The organism is Ktedonobacter racemifer DSM 44963, assembly GCF_000178855.1.
Taxonomy (GTDB): Bacteria; Chloroflexota; Ktedonobacteria; order Ktedonobacterales; family Ktedonobacteraceae; genus Ktedonobacter; species Ktedonobacter racemifer.
Genome location: NZ_ADVG01000002.1, coordinates 474,240 through 493,904, shown reverse-complemented (window position 1 = coordinate 493,904; position 19,665 = coordinate 474,240). Strand labels below are relative to the sequence as shown.

The 19,665-nt window shown below is 52.0% G+C and carries 17 protein-coding genes and 3 pseudogenes; 13 read left to right on the top strand and 7 right to left on the bottom strand.

Going from position 1 to position 19,665, the window contains the following annotated elements; all coding sequences use genetic code 11:
• Positions 1 to 53: 53 nt before the first annotated feature.
• Both KRAC_RS18545 and KRAC_RS18540 read left to right on the top strand, forming a co-directional pair.
• A complete protein-coding gene (locus KRAC_RS18545; RefSeq protein WP_007909624.1) occupies positions 54 to 1,076 on the top strand; it encodes a hypothetical protein in 1,023 nt (340 codons plus the stop codon).
• 24 nt (positions 1,077 to 1,100) lie between these two features.
• Positions 1,101 to 1,762, top strand: a pseudogene (locus tag KRAC_RS18540) (RNA-guided endonuclease InsQ/TnpB family protein).
• A gap of 662 nt (positions 1,763 to 2,424) precedes the next feature.
• On the opposite strand, the gene KRAC_RS18530 reads toward KRAC_RS18540, so the two are convergent.
• On the bottom strand, positions 2,425 to 2,979 hold the full coding sequence (locus KRAC_RS18530) for a hypothetical protein (RefSeq protein WP_007909622.1): 555 nt from the start codon (positions 2,977 to 2,979) through the stop codon (positions 2,425 to 2,427).
• Positions 2,980 to 3,582: 603 nt separating this feature from the next.
• On the opposite strand from KRAC_RS18530, the gene KRAC_RS18520 reads away from it, so the two are divergent.
• The 10 genes and pseudogenes from KRAC_RS18520 to KRAC_RS18475 all read left to right on the top strand — a co-directional run bounded on the left by KRAC_RS18520 (position 3,583) and on the right by KRAC_RS18475 (position 12,658).
• Positions 3,583 to 4,218 (top strand): LUD domain-containing protein, encoded by a 636-nt coding sequence (locus tag KRAC_RS18520; protein ID WP_007909619.1) that lies wholly within the window; start codon positions 3,583 to 3,585, stop codon positions 4,216 to 4,218.
• Positions 4,199 to 4,891 (top strand): NADPH-dependent F420 reductase, encoded by a 693-nt coding sequence (locus KRAC_RS18515; RefSeq protein ID WP_338010121.1) that lies wholly within the window; start codon positions 4,199 to 4,201, stop codon positions 4,889 to 4,891. The genes KRAC_RS18520 and KRAC_RS18515 overlap by 20 nt, the downstream gene beginning before the upstream one ends.
• Before the next feature lie 47 nt (positions 4,892 to 4,938).
• Positions 4,939 to 6,027, top strand: coding sequence for an LLM class flavin-dependent oxidoreductase (locus KRAC_RS18510; RefSeq protein ID WP_007909615.1), 1,089 nt, complete (start codon positions 4,939 to 4,941; stop codon positions 6,025 to 6,027).
• Positions 6,028 to 6,223: 196 nt separating this feature from the next.
• Positions 6,224 to 7,672 carry a PAS domain-containing sensor histidine kinase gene (locus KRAC_RS18505; protein WP_007909613.1) on the top strand — a complete coding sequence of 483 codons (1,449 nt, stop codon included), beginning with the start codon at positions 6,224 to 6,226 and terminating at the stop codon, positions 7,670 to 7,672.
• A 436-nt stretch (positions 7,673 to 8,108) separates the two neighbouring features.
• A complete protein-coding gene (locus KRAC_RS18500; RefSeq protein WP_075164368.1) occupies positions 8,109 to 8,480 on the top strand; it encodes a response regulator in 372 nt (123 codons plus the stop codon).
• Between the two features lie 112 nt (positions 8,481 to 8,592).
• Entirely contained in the window at positions 8,593 to 9,048 is a 456-nt protein-coding gene (locus KRAC_RS18495; protein ID WP_007909608.1) for a MerR family transcriptional regulator, read from the top strand.
• Between the two features lie 19 nt (positions 9,049 to 9,067).
• A complete protein-coding gene (locus KRAC_RS18490; protein WP_007909606.1) occupies positions 9,068 to 10,015 on the top strand; it encodes an SDR family NAD(P)-dependent oxidoreductase in 948 nt (315 codons plus the stop codon).
• Positions 10,016 to 10,256: 241 nt separating this feature from the next.
• A pseudogene (locus KRAC_RS18485) lies at positions 10,257 to 11,566 on the top strand (RNA-guided endonuclease InsQ/TnpB family protein).
• Between the two features lie 302 nt (positions 11,567 to 11,868).
• Positions 11,869 to 12,096 carry a GNAT family N-acetyltransferase gene (locus tag KRAC_RS18480; protein ID WP_244422189.1) on the top strand — a complete coding sequence of 76 codons (228 nt, stop codon included), beginning with the start codon at positions 11,869 to 11,871 and terminating at the stop codon, positions 12,094 to 12,096.
• A gap of 37 nt (positions 12,097 to 12,133) precedes the next feature.
• Positions 12,134 to 12,658, top strand: coding sequence for a GNAT family N-acetyltransferase (locus KRAC_RS18475; protein WP_007909604.1), 525 nt, complete (start codon positions 12,134 to 12,136; stop codon positions 12,656 to 12,658).
• A 344-nt stretch (positions 12,659 to 13,002) separates the two neighbouring features.
• Here KRAC_RS18475 and KRAC_RS66130 read toward each other — a convergent pair whose 3' ends face one another.
• From KRAC_RS66130 to KRAC_RS18460, 3 genes are all read right to left on the bottom strand, one after another.
• Positions 13,003 to 13,584, bottom strand: a complete 582-nt coding sequence (locus KRAC_RS66130) for an HNH endonuclease (protein ID WP_007909602.1) — start codon at positions 13,582 to 13,584, stop codon at positions 13,003 to 13,005.
• 305 nt (positions 13,585 to 13,889) lie between these two features.
• Positions 13,890 to 14,078 carry a WD40 domain-containing protein gene (locus KRAC_RS79530; protein ID WP_157506798.1) on the bottom strand — a complete coding sequence of 63 codons (189 nt, stop codon included), beginning with the start codon at positions 14,076 to 14,078 and terminating at the stop codon, positions 13,890 to 13,892.
• Positions 14,079 to 14,740: 662 nt separating this feature from the next.
• Positions 14,741 to 15,979, bottom strand: coding sequence for a serine hydrolase domain-containing protein (locus tag KRAC_RS18460; RefSeq protein ID WP_007909596.1), 1,239 nt, complete (start codon positions 15,977 to 15,979; stop codon positions 14,741 to 14,743).
• Between the two features lie 42 nt (positions 15,980 to 16,021).
• Between KRAC_RS18460 and KRAC_RS71370 the strand changes: the two genes are divergently transcribed.
• Complete coding sequence (locus KRAC_RS71370) at positions 16,022 to 16,300, top strand: hypothetical protein (RefSeq protein WP_157506796.1); 279 nt, start codon at positions 16,022 to 16,024, stop codon at positions 16,298 to 16,300.
• 125 nt (positions 16,301 to 16,425) lie between these two features.
• Here the strand turns inward: KRAC_RS71370 and KRAC_RS18450 are convergent, their stop codons facing one another.
• From KRAC_RS18450 to KRAC_RS79525, 3 genes and pseudogenes are all read right to left on the bottom strand, one after another.
• Positions 16,426 to 16,989 (bottom strand): cysteine hydrolase family protein, encoded by a 564-nt coding sequence (locus tag KRAC_RS18450; protein WP_007909594.1) that lies wholly within the window; start codon positions 16,987 to 16,989, stop codon positions 16,426 to 16,428.
• 86 nt (positions 16,990 to 17,075) lie between these two features.
• Positions 17,076 to 17,990 (bottom strand): GlxA family transcriptional regulator, encoded by a 915-nt coding sequence (locus KRAC_RS18445; protein WP_007909592.1) that lies wholly within the window; start codon positions 17,988 to 17,990, stop codon positions 17,076 to 17,078.
• Between the two features lie 29 nt (positions 17,991 to 18,019).
• Positions 18,020 to 19,226 (bottom strand): annotated as a pseudogene (locus KRAC_RS79525) (RNA-guided endonuclease InsQ/TnpB family protein).
• Between the last annotated feature and the right edge of the window lie 439 nt (positions 19,227 to 19,665).

The following is a 19,665-nucleotide window of genomic DNA, read 5'->3' as shown; positions in this document are numbered from 1 at the left end:
TTGGAAGATGAAACCTATCATTCAACAAAGGAAGCACAAAGAAAGGGGAAATCATGCAACGCAAAGGGATAAACTATGATGTCGGCATTGAGCTGAAGCACATAACACGGCCGATATTTGACATTGGCGTGGTGCATCATGAGCTGGAAATTATCAAGAAGGACCTCCACTGTAATGCCGTCAGGATTGTAGGCACGGATATTGACCAGTTGATAACAGCGGCAGAGGATGCTCTTAAGCAAGGCCTGGAGGTATGGCTTTCCCCTTGGCGCCCTGAGAAAAGCGCACAAGAAACGCTTGATTACATCGTCACGTGTGCAGCAGCGGCTGAAGTCTTGCGCCAACGATTTCCAGCCTTGATTTTTATCCTGGGGAGTGAGCTGACCCTTTTTATGCAGGGTATCATACCAGGAAAGACGGTCCTTGAGCGAGTCGGCAATCCTGCATTTCGGGAATACATTCAAACAGGAGCACATCACAAACCGCTTCATGCATTTTTAGCACAAGCCACCAGAGCTGTCCGACAGGTGTTTCATGGGAACGTCACGTATGCGTCGGTGCAACTGGAAGCCGTTGATTGGAGTCTCTTTGACTTCGTGTGCCTTGACCATTATCGAGAAGCGCGTAACAGAGATGCTTACGCCGAATCACTGAAACGATACTTTCTCCACGGTAAACCTGTCATCATTACCGAGTTCGGCTGTTGCACCTATCAAGGGGCCGAGCATGCAGGTGGGAGAGGTTGGATGATTGTTGACTTTCTCAAAACACCACCGCAACTCAATGGAATGTATGTGCGTGACGAGGAGTTGCAGGCACAGGAACTTTCTGACTTGCTTGCACTCCTTGAAGGTGCTGGAGTAGATGGGATGTTTGTCTTCACCTTTGTCGCACCCGCTTTTCCGTATCATGAAGACCCACGCTACGACCTCGACATGGCAAGCTACGCCCTCGTGAAAAGCTATACAGGCAAGCATGGGGTAAGCTATCCTGAGATGATGTGGGAGCCAAAAGAAGCATTTAAGACTCTCGCCAAATCCTTTGCCAAACACGAGAGCGGCGTATCAGCTTCTTGAGCAACGTGCTGTGAAGTGGAGGCGATGCCACGCACACCCTACACTGATGAGGCTGTGGGGATTGATTTGGGCATCTCGAAGCTGGCAACGCTCTCCACTGGTGATGTCATTGAGAATCCCAAACAGTATCGCAAGGCAGAGAAGAATCTTGAGAAGGCACAGCAAGCCCTATCACGTAAGAAGCGGGGTCCAATCGACGTAAGAAGGCAGTCAAGCGTGTGGCTCGTCTGCATCGCAAAGTGCGCAACCAGCGCAACGATTATCTTCACCAATGGTCGCGCCGTCTGATCAACATCTACGAAACTATCGTGTTTGAAAATATTCAGCCTACGAACCTGTCGCGAAGGGCAAAGCCCAAACAGGATGAGGAGACAGGCAAATACCTTCCTAATGGAGCAAGTGCTAAATCTGGCCTCAACAAAAGCATTTTAGATGCTGGTTGGAGTCAATTCATCACGTTCTGTCAGTACAAAGCGGAAGAAGCTGGTACTGTACAGGTTGTGAAAGTTGATCCCAAGCATACCAGCCAAATATGCAGCAGTTGTGGCACTGTTCGCAAGAAAGAACTCTCTGAGCGGTGGCACTCATGTGAGTGCGGGTGCGAACTGGATCGGGACCACAATGCTGCAAGAAACATAAAAAATATTTGGCTTGGACGGAGCCTTCAGGAAGCGCAAGCCTCCTGAGAAGCCCCCGGCTTTATGTACGGAATCTTGATAGAGATGAAAAGCGTGTTGTAGGATACCAATGGAGAGGCAGCGAGGAGGAGCTCCCCTCGTTCCAGGGAACTGAAGACCCCTGCCCGGCTTTTGGGTAGACCCCTCACGGCTGATTGGGCGATGCGTGCAGGACCCCTCATACGCATCTGGGTTGATCCCTTGTACATGAATGGGTGCGCCGCATCGGCAGTTCCTTGCCTCTCCCACCAGAGCTTTGATCGCCGTTTTCCTCCTCCTGTTCGCGCCAACGTCATTACGCGCTGGTTTAAGGTTGAAATGACATCTTTTTTTAAGAGAGAAAAGAGTGATCATTTTTTCGCTTCAATGGCACATCATGTCTCTGAGCATGCTACACTCGCACAGCCATTGAGGCAAAACACCCTCAATCGACTCGGAATTTTACCGGCGCTGACACCTCCACATACTCTTCTTTTCCTGGCCAAGATCCCATACGCATCAACCGTGGGGAGTCGTCACTTGGACACGCCAATACTCGGCAGTACTGGCACGAGTTGGATCAGGAAAAAGAGGTCTCGCGTGGTGGTGCGCAGGATTCTCTGAGAACCAGCGAGGTTGAGAGTTCTACGAGAGAGCCTTGATGTACTGAACAGGATCATTGCCTCACCTGATCAGCATGCCCAGGTGATCGTGTGCGTATTCACTGGCCCCTGGAAGAAGAATAAACCGTGTGCGCAGGAAGTGAAGGGCACACTGATGGTTACCAATACCGACTGACCAGGAGCAAGGTTACCACTAGCCGGACGAAAAACGATGCCTCCAGGGACATTGGTGAAGGCTCTCCAGGGTAAAGAACTCTGATTGCTTGTTCCAGACAACACGCGTGCGAAGCAGACATAGACTCCGTTTTTGTTGCAATCCAGATGCCCAACAATACTCATAGATGCGGGCCTCAGATCGAGAATGGCGGGTGCAGGGGATGAGGGTGGCGCCAGGGGTGAGGTCGGCACCGGCTGTGGAATGGCAGTGGGAGTTGGAGTGGAAGCCTGCGTCGGTTCTACCGTGGAAGTCGAGACCGGCGTGAGCGCAGCCGTAGGAGTTGCCTTGCTCGCTTCCGGACCTGTCTCCGCCTTGGAGGGAGCATTACTACTGCTACCACAACCAGCAAACACTAACAGAAGCACGAGTGTGAAAACATAAAGGAGTGTACGGTTTCGTGTCATCATTACGCTTATCCTCCATGAAAAGGGGGGTAGGTACAGCCAAATTAGCTGTTTCTACATTTTGGTATCTACCAATGGGAATACATCAAGTAGCTGAATTGAACTTGAAGGGAAACTGAAATGAGGATAAATGCAGATAACAACATAAGGTAGAGGCACAGACATTGAGGAGAAGGAAATGGTATTGGGTTCTGACATAATTCCCCTTCTAAATTCCGCTAAGGGGTGGCAAGAGGTAAAGCCTCAAAAAAACTTTATCCGTGCTTCATCCTCCTTGACAGGAACATTAAATTAGTTTATACTTCAACTATCAAAGACAGGGAGATGCATGAAGCATGAACTCAACCTTGGTGTACGGACATGGTTGCATCTTAACCGCGTCAGGTTTAAGGTTGAAAAACACCTTACAAAGCATCTGGAACACTATGACCTACCCTTGATCGGGATCTTGAACCAGACTAATTTTTTGCTCTATTGGTTTAACTGTAAACGAATTTGGCAAAAAAAGCATCTTCATTGAGAACTATATAAAAGAAAGTCAAGAGCAAAGAGAAACTTTCCCCGTAGAAAGGCCCTTTGCTCCAGATCGGTAAAGGAGTTATAGACATGGGCAAATCTCAGTTGGTACCAAATACGGAATTTCGTTATCTTGCACCGCTGGAGCGCGTGGCGAAAACCGCCGAGGCCCTCACCGCCAATGGTATGCGGACCTTCGTGGTCGCTAACGCTGAGGAGGCACGCAAGAAGGTTTTCGAGCTGATCCCCAGTGGCGCTGAGGTTTTCAATGCGACCTCGTACACCCTTGATCAGATTGGAGTCGCTGGTGAGATCGAGTCATCCGGTCGCTATGATGTCGTGCGCAATCGCCTGGTCGAGCTTGATCAGGAGGGACAGAAGCGTGCCAAACGCCAGCTGGGTGCTGCGCCTGATGTACTTGTCGCCAGTGTTCACGCTATCACAGAGCAGGGCCAGTTGATGATTGCTTCAATGAGCGGGAGCCAGCTGGGACCCGGCGTGTCTGGCGCTGCAAAGGTTATCTACGTGGTCGGTACACAGAAGCTGGTTGCGAACCTCAATGAGGGCATCCGCCGCATTCATGAATACACATTGCCACTTGAAGATGAGCGTGCTTTCAATGCCTATGGCGTCAATAGCGCGGTGAACAAACTGCTAATCGTCAATCGGGAGATTTTCCCTGAGCGCATTTCTGTCATTCTGGTTAATGAGAACCTTGGCTTCTAAACTCATGATGACAACTATCACTCCGCCGCATGTGCGGCTACCACGGATCGCTGTGCTCGGGGCGGGTCATGTCGGCCCGATCATCGCACGAGTCGCGATAGAGGCAGGCTACAACGTGACGATCTCCGCTTCGGGTGACCCTGAGAAGATCGAGCTGATCGCGCAGGTGCTCTCCCCTGGAGCCGAGCCACGACGGGCAGCAGACGCTGTCCGTCAGGCGGACATTGTCGTGCTGGCGCTTCCGCTTCACAAGTTCACGACGCTGGACCCTTCCCTGCTGGACGGTAAGCTTGTTGTCGACGTGATGAACTATTGGCCGCCTGTCGACGGAGTTCAGGAGCTGTTCGAGGATCATCGATACGGCAGTAGCGAGATTGTCCAGCGCCGGCTCGCGAGGTCAATGGTCGTCAAGACCCTCAACCACATTGGCTACCACGAGCTCGAAAACGAACGCCGACCAAAAGGTTCGCCGGAACGCCGCGCGCTCGGGGTTGCCGGCGACGATCCACACGCGGTGGACATGGTGGCGGACTTTATTGAGCGCATCGGCTACGACGCTGTGCGGTTCGACCGTCTGAGCGCGGGCCGCCTGCTCGAACCAGGGGGCCCTATCTTCGGGGCTTCGCTACATAAAACCGAATTTGAGCTGGCGGTCCGCGCCGAGACAGCGTAGATTAGCACCGACTTGCTCAGGCCCATACGAGAAAGGAAAACATCGATATGACAACAACACCGTTCAGTGCTGCACCCGTGCAGTTCCCACTTACCTTTGGCCTCCACACCTTTGGCGATGTCACGCATGATGAGGAGGATCGCCCACTCTCGCATGCTCAGGCAATCCGGAATGTCGTCGAACAAGGTACCCTTGCTGACCAGGTCGGCGTGGATTTCTTCGGGATTGGCGAACACCACACTGATGACTTCCCGATGCCGGCTGCCGACGTGGTGCTCAGCGCGATCGCTGCACGCACCTCCCATATCCATCTCGGTCCGGCCGTCATAGTATTGAGTTCGGACGATCCGGTTCGCGTGTTTCAGCGCTACTCCACGCTTAACGCCATCTCCAGTGGACGGGTAGAGGTCGTCCTTGGACGAGGCTCCAGCATCGACTCGTTCCCTCTCTTCGGCTACGACCTTGCCGACTACGAGGTTCTCTTCGAGGAGAAGGTCGCCTTATTCGCTGAGATTGTCAAGGGCGGTCCCGTTACCTGGCAGGGCGAGACCCGTGCGTCGCTCCACAGCCAGGATATTGTGCCGCACACTGAATTTGGACCGTTTCCGGTGTGGGTCGGTGTCGGCGGAAGCCCTCAGTCGGTCATCCGCGCCGCAAGCCACGGCTTCTCGCTGATGCTCGCTATCATCGGCGGATCCCCGTTGCGATTCGCGCCTTTCTCACAACTGTTCCGGCAGGCCCTGGAGCGTCTCGGGCGCACTCCTTTGCCAGTGGGCGTGCACTCGCTGGGTCACGTCGACGTGACCGACGAGAAGGCCCGCGAAGCGTTCTGGCCGCGCTACCGGGAGGTGATGCGCCGCTACAGCAGGATCCGCGGATTCGCCATCCCGACCAGGGAATCCTTTCTTCACGAGGTTGGGCCACAGGGAGCGCTCTACGTGGGGTCGCCAGAGACCGTTGCCCAGAAAATCGCGGCTAATCTCCCTGCTCTCGGCGCGACCCGCTTCGATCTGAAATACGGGATGGGAGGCCTCTCGCATCAAGCCCTCATGACCGCTATCGAGCTTTACGGCACACAAGTGGTCCCCCGTGTTCGCGAACTCCTGGCGGAAGCGCGAGATAACAGCTCTCAGTGAGAGGATCGAAGTGTGGGCTGAAACTTGGGCCAGTGGTCAGGTGTGTGCGGCGCAAGATTCTATTCAAAGTGCGCAAGAACGTAGGCGATTGTCAATTTCCTCTGAGATATTCTTAAGGCAAGAGAAAGGTAGTAGAGGACAAACATTTTACCTCCAGGGATGGGGCCATGGAAAAGGGCTACGGAGAGATATGTCTATGTGTCAAATAAATGGCTTTCAGCAAGTGGAAGAAGAGCTTCGCCTCATCGTCGAAAAGACGCCCAACCTGATCTGGGTCGCAACTCCCGATGGTTCTATCACCTTCTGTAATCAGTCCCTGGCTGATTATACAGGATTGAAGTGCGAGCAGATCATGAAAGAGAACTGGTTGCGCTTTATACATCCTGGTGAACAACACGCCGCCGCCGCCGCATGGAAGGAAGCCGTACAAACTGATTCAGTGTATGAGGAGGAGCATCGTCTCGGCAATGGCGCGGGCGGAACGTACCACTGGTTCCTGGTAAGGGTTGTTCCCCTAAAAAAAGTTGGAGGGAGCACAGTCAAATGGCTTGGTGTTTGCACGAATATTGATGAGCAGAAACGCCTGGAAAAGAGCTTGCGCGTCAGCGAGGCTTGTTTCAGCGCGTTGTTTCAGTCCAATATTCTTGGGTTGACGATTGGTGACAGCAATGGTCTTATTCACGATGCGAATGAGGCGTTTCTCTCCATGCTCGGCTACACACGAGATGAGTTGCTTAATGGCACGGTACGTGTGGAGGCCCTGACCCCACCGGAGTCTCATTCCCTGAACAAACAAATATTCCGCAACCTGCTAGAAACTGGCGTTCTCTCACCAATAGAAAAAGATCATCTCAGTAAAGATGGCAATCTTGTTCCTACCCTGGTGGGGGCAGCCCTGCTTGAGGGTGAGCAGAGCCAGCATATTGCATTTCTGCTCGATATGACGGAGCGCAAAGAGTTGGAGCGACGTAAAGATGAATTTATTAGTATCGCCAGCCATGAGTTGAAAGTCCCATTGACTGCCCTGACGCTCTTATCCTCTCGCCTGAGAAAGAAACTGACTGGAAACGATGGTTTTGCGGCAGAACAAGTGCTCACGCGAATGGAAGGGCAGGTGCGAACGTTGACCCGTTTGATTAACGACCTGTTAGATGTCTCCAAAATTCAGATGGGGAAATTTGATTACGCGGATGAATCACTCGATCTGGCCTCGCTCATTCACGAGGTTGTTGCCGAATGCCAGCACGCGACCACCACTCACACCCTGGAAGTGCATGGAGCTCTTTCGGGCTCTTTTGTAGGAGACCGAGATCGATTGAGCCAGGTGGTGACTAATCTTCTAACGAACGCGGTGAAATACTCTCCCCAGGCCAATCGTGTGGATATTCACTTGAGCCGCTCATCCGGCTACGCGCGTATCCACGTTCAGGATTACGGAGTGGGTATTCCTAAAGAGCAGCAGCAAATCATCTTTGAACGCTTTAATCGAGGCACCTACTCGCGCAAAGAGCGAGCCTTCCCAGGGCTGGGTATGGGACTGTATATTGCGCAAGAAATCGTCAAACATTATCAGGGAGAGATTCTGGTAGAAAGCGAAGAAGGAAAAGGAGCCATATTCACCCTTTCACTTCCAATGGCGTTATGACCCGATCTTTTTCATTCTGGGCACATGGGAGAAACAATCCTTCTCAGGCGCGAAGGCGTAGGTAATGGTGCTGGCTTTTAAATTGCCCTGCCTTTTCGCTAGAATTGGTTGTGTTTGCTCTCCCCTAAAGGAGCGTGAGATGAAATTGGAACACAGAACAGCCCTGATCAACGGAGAAACCAGTGAGTGGCATTGGCCAGGCAACGGCGCGTTTATTCGTCGCTGAAGGAGCTCAGGTAGAGATCAGAGGAAACATTTCAGCGGATGGTGACGCAGGCACAAATTAGTTCTGAATACTTCAGAGAGCGCTCACGTCATCTCCTGATGTAAAGCCATGAGATACTCATGAAACGGTCATGGATGACTCATGTTCATTGAACCGAAAAGAGATCTTGCGATGAGAGAGTATGGCTTATATGTCAGAAAGGCAGTGGGAATGAGGAAACGCATTTTAGTTGTCGACGACGATCAGGTTTTGCGATCGCTCATACAAGAACTGTTGGAAGAGGAAGCCTATGAGGTAGATACGGCCATCGATGGCGTGGACGCCTTAGACCGGCTGGACCATCAACGGAACGTGTACGATGTGATCTTGCTTGATTTAACGATGCCACGTCTCAATGGACTGCAATTCTTGCAAAAGGTACAAGCGCAAGATCCGACCCTCTTGCGCTCGATCATTGCCCTCAGTGCAGACAAGGAAACTCTTCAACAATCTGCTTGTATGGGAATTGGCAACACGCTGAAGAAACCGTTTGATCCGGAAGAGTTGCTTGTGCTGGTTGAGCGAGCGATGTGCTGGCCTTAGGAGAAATCGATAGCTCCATCTTTTTGACCATTGCTGCCTACTTTGCAACAGCCCTGATAGAAACATTGACAGCTCTTGACATCAAGCACTTGAGGTTTTTTATACTACGGACATGAAGAAGACATCATCTATTGAGCATCAAGAAACCTATACTATTCACGAAGTGGCTCAAAGAAGTGGGTTGAGCATTCCGACCCTCAGATACTACGAAGAGATAGGGCTTGTGCCTGATGTCTGGCGTGATACAAGCAGTGGTCATCGACGCTATAGTGCTGACACGGTGCAGATTATAGAGTCACTGGCAAACTTGCGTGCCGTTGGCATGAGCATAGAAGAGATGCGTACCTATCTGACACTTCGCGAACGGGGTGACGAGACAGCAGTCGAAAAGCGAGAACTTTTTCAGGCGCATGCCGAAGAAGTGGGGAAGCAGATTGCGCGGCTGCAAATACATCAACGCTACCTCTCGTTTAAAGTCGCCTACTGGGATGCCCGGGCCCGTGGTGATATGGACGAAGCCGCGCGCATCGCTCAAGAGTACGAGCGTATTGTGAAGGATTTAAGATAACCAGTAAAGGAGAAAACACATGGCAGAATTACTAACAACACCATTTGGTGCGACAACAACCGCGATGGAAGTCATTGAAGGGATAGATTTACGTGGGAAACGAGCTATTATCACAGGTGGTTCAGGCGGGATCGGAGTAGAAACGGCTCGTGCTCTGGCGCACGCTGGTGCTGAAGTGATGCTCGCTGTCCGCAATATCGATGCAGGTGAGCAGACAGCCGAAGACATCAGGCAGACGACAGGCAACCAGCATATTCATGTCGGGCAGGTCAACCTGTCAGACCTGAATTCGGTACGTGCGTTTGTGCAAGGCTGGCAGGGACCACTTGATATCCTCGTCAACAACGCCGGTGTCATGGCCATTCCAACGCGGGAGGTCAGTGCACAAGGGCACGAAATGCAATTCGCCACCAACCACCTTGGCCACTTTGCGCTGGCGCTTGGTCTGCACGACGCGCTGGCGGCGGCGGGCCATGCCCGTATTGTGTCGGTCAGTTCGGTCGGTCATATCAATGGCGAGGTTGATTTTGATGACATCGACTTTCACTATCGCCCCTATGACGCATGGGTCTCCTATGGACAAGCCAAGACGGCCAACGTCCTGTTTGCGGTAGAAGCAGCCAGACGTTGGGCAGATGATGGCATTGTTGCCAATGCGCTGAACCCTGGGCGCATCGCCAGTACCAATCTTGGACGCTACATGAAAGATGCCCCGGTCAATTCCGCCCAATCAGGCCTGGCAAGCAGGGGAGTCTCGGTGAAGAACATCGAGCAAGGCGCTGCGACCTCTGTTTTGCTGGCCGCCTCACCGTTAGTCGAGAGCGTCAGCGGTCGCTATTTTGAAGACTGTAACGAAGCTGGGCCGCATCAGCCTGGTATTCGTCGCGGTGTCGCGGTCTATGCAATCGACCCGGACAACGCGAGAAGATTGTGGAATATATCCCAGCACATGCTCAACGAAGCATGATGACGTCCACAGCATCTGGTACGTCAGACCAATAGCGCTCACTACATCCGCAACGATGTACCGCCAGGATGAAACGACCCATCTTTTCACCGAAAATGCCGCAGGATGCCCCTGCCCTTTGAGGCATGGGAGGAATGCGGCGTTCCTTTGTAGGTGGCTTGGGTGGAATACGCTGTAGACATGCTTTCATCTGCTCATGTATTATTTACAGTCAGATGAAAACCATGGTATAATTTAGCGTATGCAAACGGCATTAACAGCGAAACTCAAATTGAATACAACGCCCGAGCAATTCAAGGCATTACGTACAACGCAACTGGCGTATCGTGATTCACTCAACTATGTGAGCCAGTACGCCTTTGCGCATGGCAAATTGAGTAATGCTCTTCGTTTGCAAGATGCCACCTACGAAGAGATCCGCCTCCGTTTTCATCTGCCTTCGCAAATGGCCTGTTCTGTTCCTCGCCAAGTTGGTGCCTCGTATAAAGCCCTCTGGACAAAGGTCAAGAACAATGCTGCTCATCGTAAGGCAGGTCTCACCAAGAAACGGTATAAAGGGCTTGATCAGGCTCCTACGTTTCTCTCTCCCACGTTGACCTACCAGTAGAAGAAAGACTACACGTTCAAGAAAGAGCAGCACGTGAGTATTCTCACTCTCGATGGACGTATCGTTGTGCCCTATACTGGCTACAATAAGCATGTGGCATTGATCCAGCGTGGTACGGAGATCGGTGCATCGAAACTCTGGTATGACAAAGCCAAGAAGCAATTTTACCTCCTTGTCTCCCTGGAAGTGGAGATGGCTGATCCTACCCCCGAAACACACAAGCAAGTCGTTGGCGTGGATGTGGGGATGCGATACCTTGCCGTCACGGCGACCATGCAAGGGAATTGCACCTTCCATGCTGACATCTCTACGGTTGCCAAATCACACCACTCTGCACGACTGAGAAAGCGTCTGCAAAAAAAAAGGCACTCGTTCTGCAACGAGAAGGCTCGTTGCCATCAGTGGACGAGAGAGACGGTTGAAAGCAAACGTCAATCATGTCGTGAGTAAACGGATTGTTACCCACTATTCTCAAAGCTTGATTGGACTGGAGCATCTGACAGATATTCGCGAGCAGACCAAACGACGGAAAGGCAAAAGTGCCAAACAGCGCAAAGCCAATCGTGCCTTTTCCAAATGGTCCTTTGCAGAGTTGCACAGTATGATCGCTTATAAAGCGCTCTTGCATCGAAGTACGGCGATCAAGGTGGATGCCAACTACACCTCGCAGGCCTGCCCCAAATGTGGGCACACCTGCAAAGAGAATTGTCCTCACAAGGGCTTGCTCTTTCTCTGTCAGAATTGTCAGTACACGCTCCATGCCGATCTGGTTGGTGCAAGAAACATTGCGATGCGAACGCTTCTTATCCGGCAAGACTGGAGAGGAACGGGCCTCTTGTCAGTACGCGCCTTCTGTGTCGGACGATGAAGCCAAAGCAGCACGCCTGAGAAGGTATGCTGAATTGCGGTGGAGTTCAGACACAACTCCAAGCCCTCGGCTTTAGCCGTAGGGTACTGACTGTTGTCCACAACACACAACGACCGCATTCCAGTTGCAGTATCGGCCCCCGATGAATGAGACCATGGTCCCAAACGAAAATGAGCACTTGGTCACGCTGGCGTTGCACATGGCGCTGGCTCGCCGACGTCCGCGACCTGGCCTGCTGCGGCGAAGAACAATCCTGGGTTACAAAAATATGTCCAGGGATGGGGACGCGCGACCGACATAGGGGTCCTCGCGCTGCATCCACACGTTCAGCACCCGCTAGGAGCTGCCTGGATTCGCCTGCTCATCGAAGAAAAGAAAATGTCTCGCTTGATTCCTGATGGCACACCAGAACTCACGATTGCCGTTTTGCCAGACTTTCTGGGGCAAGGGATAGGCACGCAATTGCTCAAGCACCTCTTAGAAGTAGCCAGCAAGGTGTATCCAGCCTTGATGCTAAGCGTTCGTAAGAGCAATCCTGCTCGATACCTCTACGAGTGGATGGGCTTTGAAATCGTGGATACTGCTTTGTTGTGTTATGATCATTGATATAAATTTATTGATCTATGAAAGGTAATGAGCCACTATGTTACGCGGAGAAAAAATCTACCTGCGTCCCTTTGTTCAGGAAGATTTACCTCTATTCAAAGGCTGGAACAATAGCATTGAATATTTGAGTGAATACAATTTTTTCGGTTTAAGCGGCAGTAGCCGTCGTGAACAAGGCTTCCATGAAGATGGGTTGCTTAGCTCGAAGTTTGGCGCTCTGGTGGTAGCAACGAACGAGGGAGAGGTTGCTGGCGATGTGAGTTATCACCAGGAGCGTTACGGTCCAAATGAAGGGAGCGTTGCCTATAATATCGGCATCGCCCTGGTCCCTGAACATCGCGGCAAAGGTTATGGCGTCGAAGCTCAGCACCTGCTCGCGGAATATCTCTTCGCAGTCTATCCAGTGAAACGCGTTGAGGCCACAACGGATATTGCCAATATACCCGAACAACGTGCGCTGGAGAAGGCCGGTTTTACACGCGAAGGCGTCCTCCGCCAGGTCCAGTGGCGCAATGGCGACTGGCACGATATGGTGATTTATAGCAAGCTGCGCGGGGAATAAATTCTATCAAAAAACTGGGTAGCAACGCGGAACATCTGGCGTTATTACCCAGTTTTTCTTTTGTAACGCTGGCCTGTATACCATAGTGAGAACGTGATACCTGAGAAAGGAACTGCTTTTGTGACCATGCAAGAATACCCGGACGCTTGGTCTGGTTGGCAACCATCTACCGCGCATACGCTGCTGAGCTACAACGCTCTATCTATAGCAAAGTAGGCGAATCAGCGCTGGCTGAAGATCTGACCAGCACAGTTTATCACGCAAAGTGCAGGAGAGTCGCTTAATATTGGGGTTTACAGTTATCCACTGATCTAATGACGACGTTTATGGAGAACTCGCTAATGTTAAGACATCGGGCGTTGAGCTGCCTCTTTCTGCCAGGTAGGATTGGCCTTGATCGCGGTAGCACTTTGATGGGAGTAACGCTTTGTGTCTTCTCGTACACGTTTGTTATACGATTCCCAGTCATCAAGATGGCCAATAAGCAGATGATGCGTGCGGCCCCTGATTTCGCAGAGAGTGATCAAGTTATTCGGGTCAAGTTCGAGTTCCGGGTAGAGATGGAAAGGTTTGATATGGTGAACCTGTAATCCTTTTCCCCGGTGACCACAGACCACACAAGCTGGCTCGTGGCTGAGATGCTCATGAGCTACTCTGGGCCACTCAGGACTGCGAGCTCTGTCGTACTGATTAGCAACTCTGGCACCAGGGTCTTTTTGCCAGGATGGAATGCGCCCATTTACCTTCGGAATGTCTTTCTTGTTGATCGAAGTACGTTTCCGTGCGGGAGCTTGACCCCTGGCTGAGCTATGTCCTCGTTTACGCCGGGGACGCGGTCTAAGATGAATAATGGCAAGTACAAAAACGAGAAACACAACGATTACGAACGTAGCTGCTAAAAGTGGATTATCTACCGAAATGTGCATATTTCTTTTTCTCCGCTATGGGCAAAAACATTCAAAGTAGGCGTGCTAAAAATGTTCTTTGCTGATAAGTTCTTAAAAAAGAATATATGACTTTATAAGAAAATACAATCCTTTAAGGTCTATGACTCTCCGATGCGTATTCTATTAAGAAAGTAGCTCGGATCTGCCCATCTTTGCTGTAAATCCCTACATGAAACTGGTCACTTTTACCACAATTATCCTGGTGAGCAAACTGTTTGAGGTAGCTTGCTCACCAGGATAATTGTACAGATTCCACCAGTTTCAGCTTATTTACCAGAAGTCGCTCAACTTCCGCCTCTCCACACCACTCTGAGCCTGACCCAGCCATTCAACGTCGGATAGGCAAGTACGATGCGCTCTTCCTTTATGTCCCACACATTGACAACATTGGTGCCATTCGCTACCGCTAGCAACCTGCCATCAGGTGACCAGTCGAGATGGTTGATCCAGTTGGATGTGGTTGGGTCAAGCAAGTGATGAGAACGTTGAGTATGGGGAAACTGTTGGAGAGGATATAGGCCTCTGGGAGGATTGTGCGGAAAATGCAGCCAAGAACCCTCCTGCTCCAAGCGCCGCCAATCCAATCGTTCCTATTCCTAGCAATATGCCTTTTTTAGACAGTTGCCTCCTTGATAATGAGTGAGCAGGTTGAGAAGGTTCTTTCTCTTGAGAGGTAGTGTGCGTTCGGTGGAAGAATGATGCACTTTCTCAGACGTGAGTTGTGTCGAAGACGAGACTGTGTGAGCAAAATGATCCGGCGAAGCCGGATCATTTTGCGAAGGAAGCGGAAAAATCTCATGTTCTCCGAAAAGTGTTTCAGGACGCATGATGTTTCCTTGCGCCTGATTCCAATATCCTCAAGCGGATAAACTGTACATTTTGGATTCATGAGCCTGGCTCACTTTGGGTGTTTCGATTATTGCAGAGCGATGAAGAGGTATCTCCTGGATAACGAAATGGTAGGAATGAGAAGCAATTTGCAAGAATGACCTCGGCTCGATTCCGGTGACTGCGAAGCTTTCAGGGAGAGATACGGAGAGGGAGGATATTCTGCACGGATCTGCAGAGGAAGCCGCTCGCCCTGTCACTCATGATGGGAAGCGAGGGTCAGAGCGGCCCCCTTGCATCACGCGCTTCAATCAGCAATCGCCTGATACGTGAGCGTCAAAAAATCTTCGCCGACCTGTGTGTAGAACGGGTTGGCACTCCCAGCTTGAAGCAGCAGGGTTGCCATCAAATGCTCCTGTGGATCGACGAGGAAGAGCGTGCCAAACGCTCCAGGCCAACTCAAGGAGCCAACGCTGGGTCCGAGCCCAATCTGTTTGGTCCTGATCGCAACCCCATAGCCAAACCCTCGGTTGGTCCACATCCCTGATCGATCCGCATCGTAGCGATCAAAGGCAAAAAAGGGATGGTTATGTTGCTCCGAGGTGAGATAGTCGGTTGTCATCGCCTCCACAGTCTTGCGTGAGAGCAAACGGACCCCATCGAGTTCCCCTTTGCCTAGGAGCATCCGTCCAAACCGCTGGTAATCATCAGCGGTGGAAACGAGGCCAGCTCCTCCGGATGGAAAGAGTGGCGGCTCAGCCCAGCCCGTGCTCTGGGGATGATCGGCCACCGTGAGTTCTCCGGTCGCAGCTTTCGCATAGAGCACTGCCAGCCTGCTGCGTTTTTCTGGTGGTATCCAGAAACTGGTATCCACCATCCCCAGTGGTTCGAAGATGCGCTCACGCAACACCGTTTCCAGCGGCTGGCCAGTGATCCGGGCAATGAGCACTCCAAGCACGTCAGAAGCCACCTGGTAGAGCCACCGCGCTCCAGGCTCATAGACCAACGGGAGCGCACCCAGACGCGCCATCCAGGCGTCAGGGTCCAGTCGCTCCTCCTGCTCAAGTCGTGGCGGATAGGGCATCAAAGCAAAAATCTCGGGCCAAAGCGAAGATGTTCCCCACCCGATGCCCAGACGATAGGTGAGCAGGTCGTGCAGTGTGATCGAGCGCGGAGCTGGATAGACCTCCTCAGGCGAGCCATCCGGGTCGCGCATGACCATGCGCTGGGCCAGCTCTGGGAGCCAGGAGTCCACTGGATCGTAAAGACGAATCCTGCCTTCTTCGACGAGCGTTAAGGCGGCGACCGCGGTCACCGGCTTGGTCATGGACATGAGGCGGAAGAGGGTATCGCGCTGGATAGGAATCCGTGCCTCTCGGTCCTGCCAGCCAATGGCCTCGACATAGGCTTGCACACCATGTCGGTGGATGAGGGTGACGATCCCTGCGATCTCGTCACGCTCGACGTAGCCACGCAAGACATGGGTCAAATGGCTTAGGCGTTCTCGCGATAACCCTCCATACGGGGCGCTTGCTCTTTCTCGCATGTCACATTCTTTCCTTCAGTTGGTACAAATGGTCAGAGTGACTTGTACCCGAAACACATCCTGGTCTACAAGCGGCGGGGAGTGCAGGCTATTTTTCACGAGTTTCCAGATCGCTGCTTCGACCAGGTTGGCAGGCCACCGCCCGGCGAGACGGCTTTCGACCTCTTCGACGCTGGCAGCATCTCCCCAGGGCCAGATCTCCTGCGCAGCCAGTACAATCTTAGCATAGGCAGGAAACGTCTTGCGCCTGGCATGCAAGAACACCAGATTGTAGTGGCGCTGCCTGTGAGTGTACGCTCGGGTGCCAATGCCGGAGCGTAATACTTCTTGACAATTTGAACAGCCACATCTGCAGGATTGGCCTCCATAATATGAGCCTGCCCGTAAATGGTCAGATATCTGGAGCCGGTGTGATCATTGATCAGCAAGGAAATGCCCAGCAGTGTTCACACCAGGTTGCGCAATACCTCATCGGTGGTGACGATCGTCGCAAACGTCCGATGCAAGTTGACCAGGCTCATGGCATGGACCTCTTCTGCTGGATGCAGAACCCCATCAGGCCCAACCCGGTCAAAGGTCGCTGTGCCGTCGGAGACCACGAACGTGTGAAAGTCCAGGTCCCCTGCCATACGTGCCGTGGTTTCTACGCAACCATTGGTCATAAACCCGGTAATGAACAGTGTGGTGATCCCTGCTTGGTGCAGACGCTCTTCGAAGTCCGTTCCCATAAAGGCGCTGTGCACCCGTTTTTGAATGATGGGTTCTCCTGCAAGAGGGCGCACGATATCTCTGATCTCGGCTTCGGGTGTCCCCACTCTGAAAAGCGTGTCCGGCCCCTGTTCCAGATGCTGAAAGTAAAACAGCGGTCTTCTGCTTTCTCTCCAGGCGCGCAAGAGCCGGGCAATATTGGTCTCGGCCTCTGGATTGTTGCGGCGGCCCCATTTGGGATGGTCCCAAACATTTTGGACGTCAATCAGAACGAGTGCCGCATTTTGTGGGATCGGAGACATAGGTTCTTTTTCCTTCACTTATGTTCATGAAAAACAGCATTTTGGGAGAGACAGGTGCGAGAGTCCAAGCAGATACTGCCTCTTTGTCACCGGCTAGCAGATGGAGGCGTTCCATAGTGTTTGTGCCAGACCCGACGAAACTGCCGAGCATCTCCAAATCCGCTTTTGGTGGCAATCGCTTCCAACGAGAGGGAGGTCTCGCGTACCAGTTGGGTCGCTACCTCCAGGCGCAGCAGCAGGTGATACTGATGTGGCGTAATCCCCGTCGCTGCTTTGAACGCACGGGCCAGAGAACGCTCGCTCGTCTGACCAACGCTGGCCAGATCGGCAAGCGTCGCAGGTTCGCTGACATGCTCGGCTAACCAGTCCTGGACCCGGTGGATGCAAGAATCGAGATGGGAGCGATACTGGAGATAGACACTCACCTGCTGGTGCAGACCGCTGCGTCGGAAATAGATGACCAGTTGGCGGGCAACCTCAGCAGCGATCCGAGGTCCGCAGTCCTGCTCAAGTAACCAGAGTGCCATATCGATGCCAGAGGCCACTCCCGCACTGGTAATGATCCCATGATCATGCACATACAGGACTCCATCGACTACCTGAGCCGTTGGATAGCAGGACTGGAGCTCTGAGAGAAATTTCCAGTGAGTGGTACACCGTCGCCGATGAAGCAACTCTGCCTCGCCCAGAGCAGCCGTGCCTGAGCAAATGGAAGCAACCTGTGCTCCAGCATGATAGTTTTCCTGGAGCCAGGGTTTGGTCTCCTCATTGAGCAAATTACGGCTCTGGCTAGGTGAGGCACCAGTTCCTGGCACGATAACAAGCGAACGCCCGTCGATGTCTGGGAGCCGTTGCAGGCGAGCAAGCGAGAGGTGCTGCGCTGAGCGAATTTCCTCGGACGTCGCGCAAAAGAGCAGCGTATAAGGTGCTCCAAACAGACGCGCGGCGGTATCAAACACCTGGACGGGACCTGCGAGATCGAGTAATTGAACCTGTGGCAACAGTTCACCTAAACAATGACAGGCATTGCTCAGTATGTGGGAGCACCCACTGGACGGACTGCCACGCCCACGATCCCTTGCCCGAAGGAGTCAGGGATTGCTTTTCGGATAATGTTGAGGCTGCCATTCACATCGGCATTGATACGCCTGCCAGTACTGGTACGAAACAAGCCACGTTTGATGCGTTTGCCCAGGTAGTGCTCATGATGGCAAATTGGCTCAAGATCAAGAAAGCTACACTTACTGGTGTGGCTTTCTTCTTGGAGGATCACATGTATTCCCACCAATTCTGCTTTCTAGTTGAGCATATCAATGAAGCGAGCAAAGGGGATTTGCACAAACTGTTGATTGTTGCGCTTCCCTATGTTGATTTCTTGCTTCCACCCATCGTTCTTCCCGATTACGACTGTTCCTATACCTTCCTCAACGAGATGCTCGATGATACGATGGCTTTGGGTGTGCAAGTAATGATCAATTTTGCGTGTGCGCTTCTGGGTAAGGCGTTCTAAACGAGTGGAGGTATGACGCTTGTGCTTGCTGAGATGGCACTGTAACCTTGCACGTTCTTTGTTATACCATTGGTTGATGTGCTTCAGCGGACGCCCGTTAACCAGCAGAGGCGTAAAGCCTGCTTTGTTTGATGTTAGCGTTGCTACGTTATTCAATCCAATATCGATACCAGCGACGAGCAAAGGATCAACTCCTGCGTGTTTGGGTTCTTGTTCGTAGACCACTTCTATAATATAGAACCCACTACGAGGAATGATACGAGCTTGTTTGACGTTGTTCTGTTTGGTAGGAATCTCGATTCCCAGTTGTGATGGAGCAATCATTCCTCGCTTCTTGAGGGCTTTCTTCGAGAGAGCTTGTCTATCGTAAATGAGGATATTGCGCCCCTTTTGTTTGTCTTTGTACGCGAGGCAGCTTAGGACGACCTTGAAACTTCGATGGATCTTCAAACCACGCTGCAAGCCCTTTACGAAACGACTTCCAGTTCTTCTCAAGAAGCCGAAGGACATCATTGCTCACTTTACGCGGCAAGGCTTGGTAGGCTTCGGTGTCCTTCACCAGATGATAGACCTCAGCTATACTGAGGTACGTACCCGTATGGATGAAGGATTGGCGCATGCGGTAGTTCGCGAGATTATAGAGGTTTTTGGAGGCGAAGGAGGCTGCATCGATGGCAGTATACCGAGAATCACCTTTGCAGATGACATGCCGCTCAACGAGTTGCATCCTACAGCACCTCTTTTCCTTTTATTTCCCCTGTATTGTGCTATAAATGCCAGTATATGTCAATATTTGACAATCTATGGCACTATTTCTTAGGAAAGATTTTAACACCAGAAAGACCACTGAGCGTGGTTTGCTCGGCGTTGCTTCTTCTGACAGTTTGTTCATGGCTCTAGTATGCCTCAGGTTTCTGTCGCCTGCCAGGGGGGATCAAGCCAGGATGCGGACAAATCCTGCCACATTTGACGCGAATCGCTTTTGCATTGAGAGTGTGCTGTATCCGGGCCAAAGCTGTACATATGAGTACGATTACGGCACAACCACAGAACTCAGGTTGAAGGTGATTGGTGCACGGGACACGGAAACGAAGGGGCAGGCCATCCGCATTCTGGCCAGGATACTCCGCCGCTACGGGTGTGCGATGTTTGTGGTCAGCCAGCCA

Coding starts and splice junctions, on each gene's coding strand:
- KRAC_RS18545 (WP_007909624.1), top strand. CDS start 54: ATGCAACGCAAAGGGATAAACTATGATGTCGGCATTGAGCTGAAGCAC.
- KRAC_RS18530 (WP_007909622.1), bottom strand. CDS start 2,979: ATGATGACACGAAACCGTACACTCCTTTATGTTTTCACACTCGTGCTT.
- KRAC_RS18520 (WP_007909619.1), top strand. CDS start 3,583: ATGGGCAAATCTCAGTTGGTACCAAATACGGAATTTCGTTATCTTGCA.
- KRAC_RS18515 (WP_338010121.1), top strand. CDS start 4,199: ATGAGAACCTTGGCTTCTAAACTCATGATGACAACTATCACTCCGCCG.
- KRAC_RS18510 (WP_007909615.1), top strand. CDS start 4,939: ATGACAACAACACCGTTCAGTGCTGCACCCGTGCAGTTCCCACTTACC.
- KRAC_RS18505 (WP_007909613.1), top strand. CDS start 6,224: ATGTGTCAAATAAATGGCTTTCAGCAAGTGGAAGAAGAGCTTCGCCTC.
- KRAC_RS18500 (WP_075164368.1), top strand. CDS start 8,109: ATGAGGAAACGCATTTTAGTTGTCGACGACGATCAGGTTTTGCGATCG.
- KRAC_RS18495 (WP_007909608.1), top strand. CDS start 8,593: ATGAAGAAGACATCATCTATTGAGCATCAAGAAACCTATACTATTCAC.
- KRAC_RS18490 (WP_007909606.1), top strand. CDS start 9,068: ATGGCAGAATTACTAACAACACCATTTGGTGCGACAACAACCGCGATG.
- KRAC_RS18480 (WP_244422189.1), top strand. CDS start 11,869: ATGTCTCGCTTGATTCCTGATGGCACACCAGAACTCACGATTGCCGTT.
- KRAC_RS18475 (WP_007909604.1), top strand. CDS start 12,134: ATGTTACGCGGAGAAAAAATCTACCTGCGTCCCTTTGTTCAGGAAGAT.
- KRAC_RS66130 (WP_007909602.1), bottom strand. CDS start 13,584: ATGCACATTTCGGTAGATAATCCACTTTTAGCAGCTACGTTCGTAATC.
- KRAC_RS18460 (WP_007909596.1), bottom strand. CDS start 15,979: ATGCGAGAAAGAGCAAGCGCCCCGTATGGAGGGTTATCGCGAGAACGC.
- KRAC_RS18450 (WP_007909594.1), bottom strand. CDS start 16,989: ATGTCTCCGATCCCACAAAATGCGGCACTCGTTCTGATTGACGTCCAA.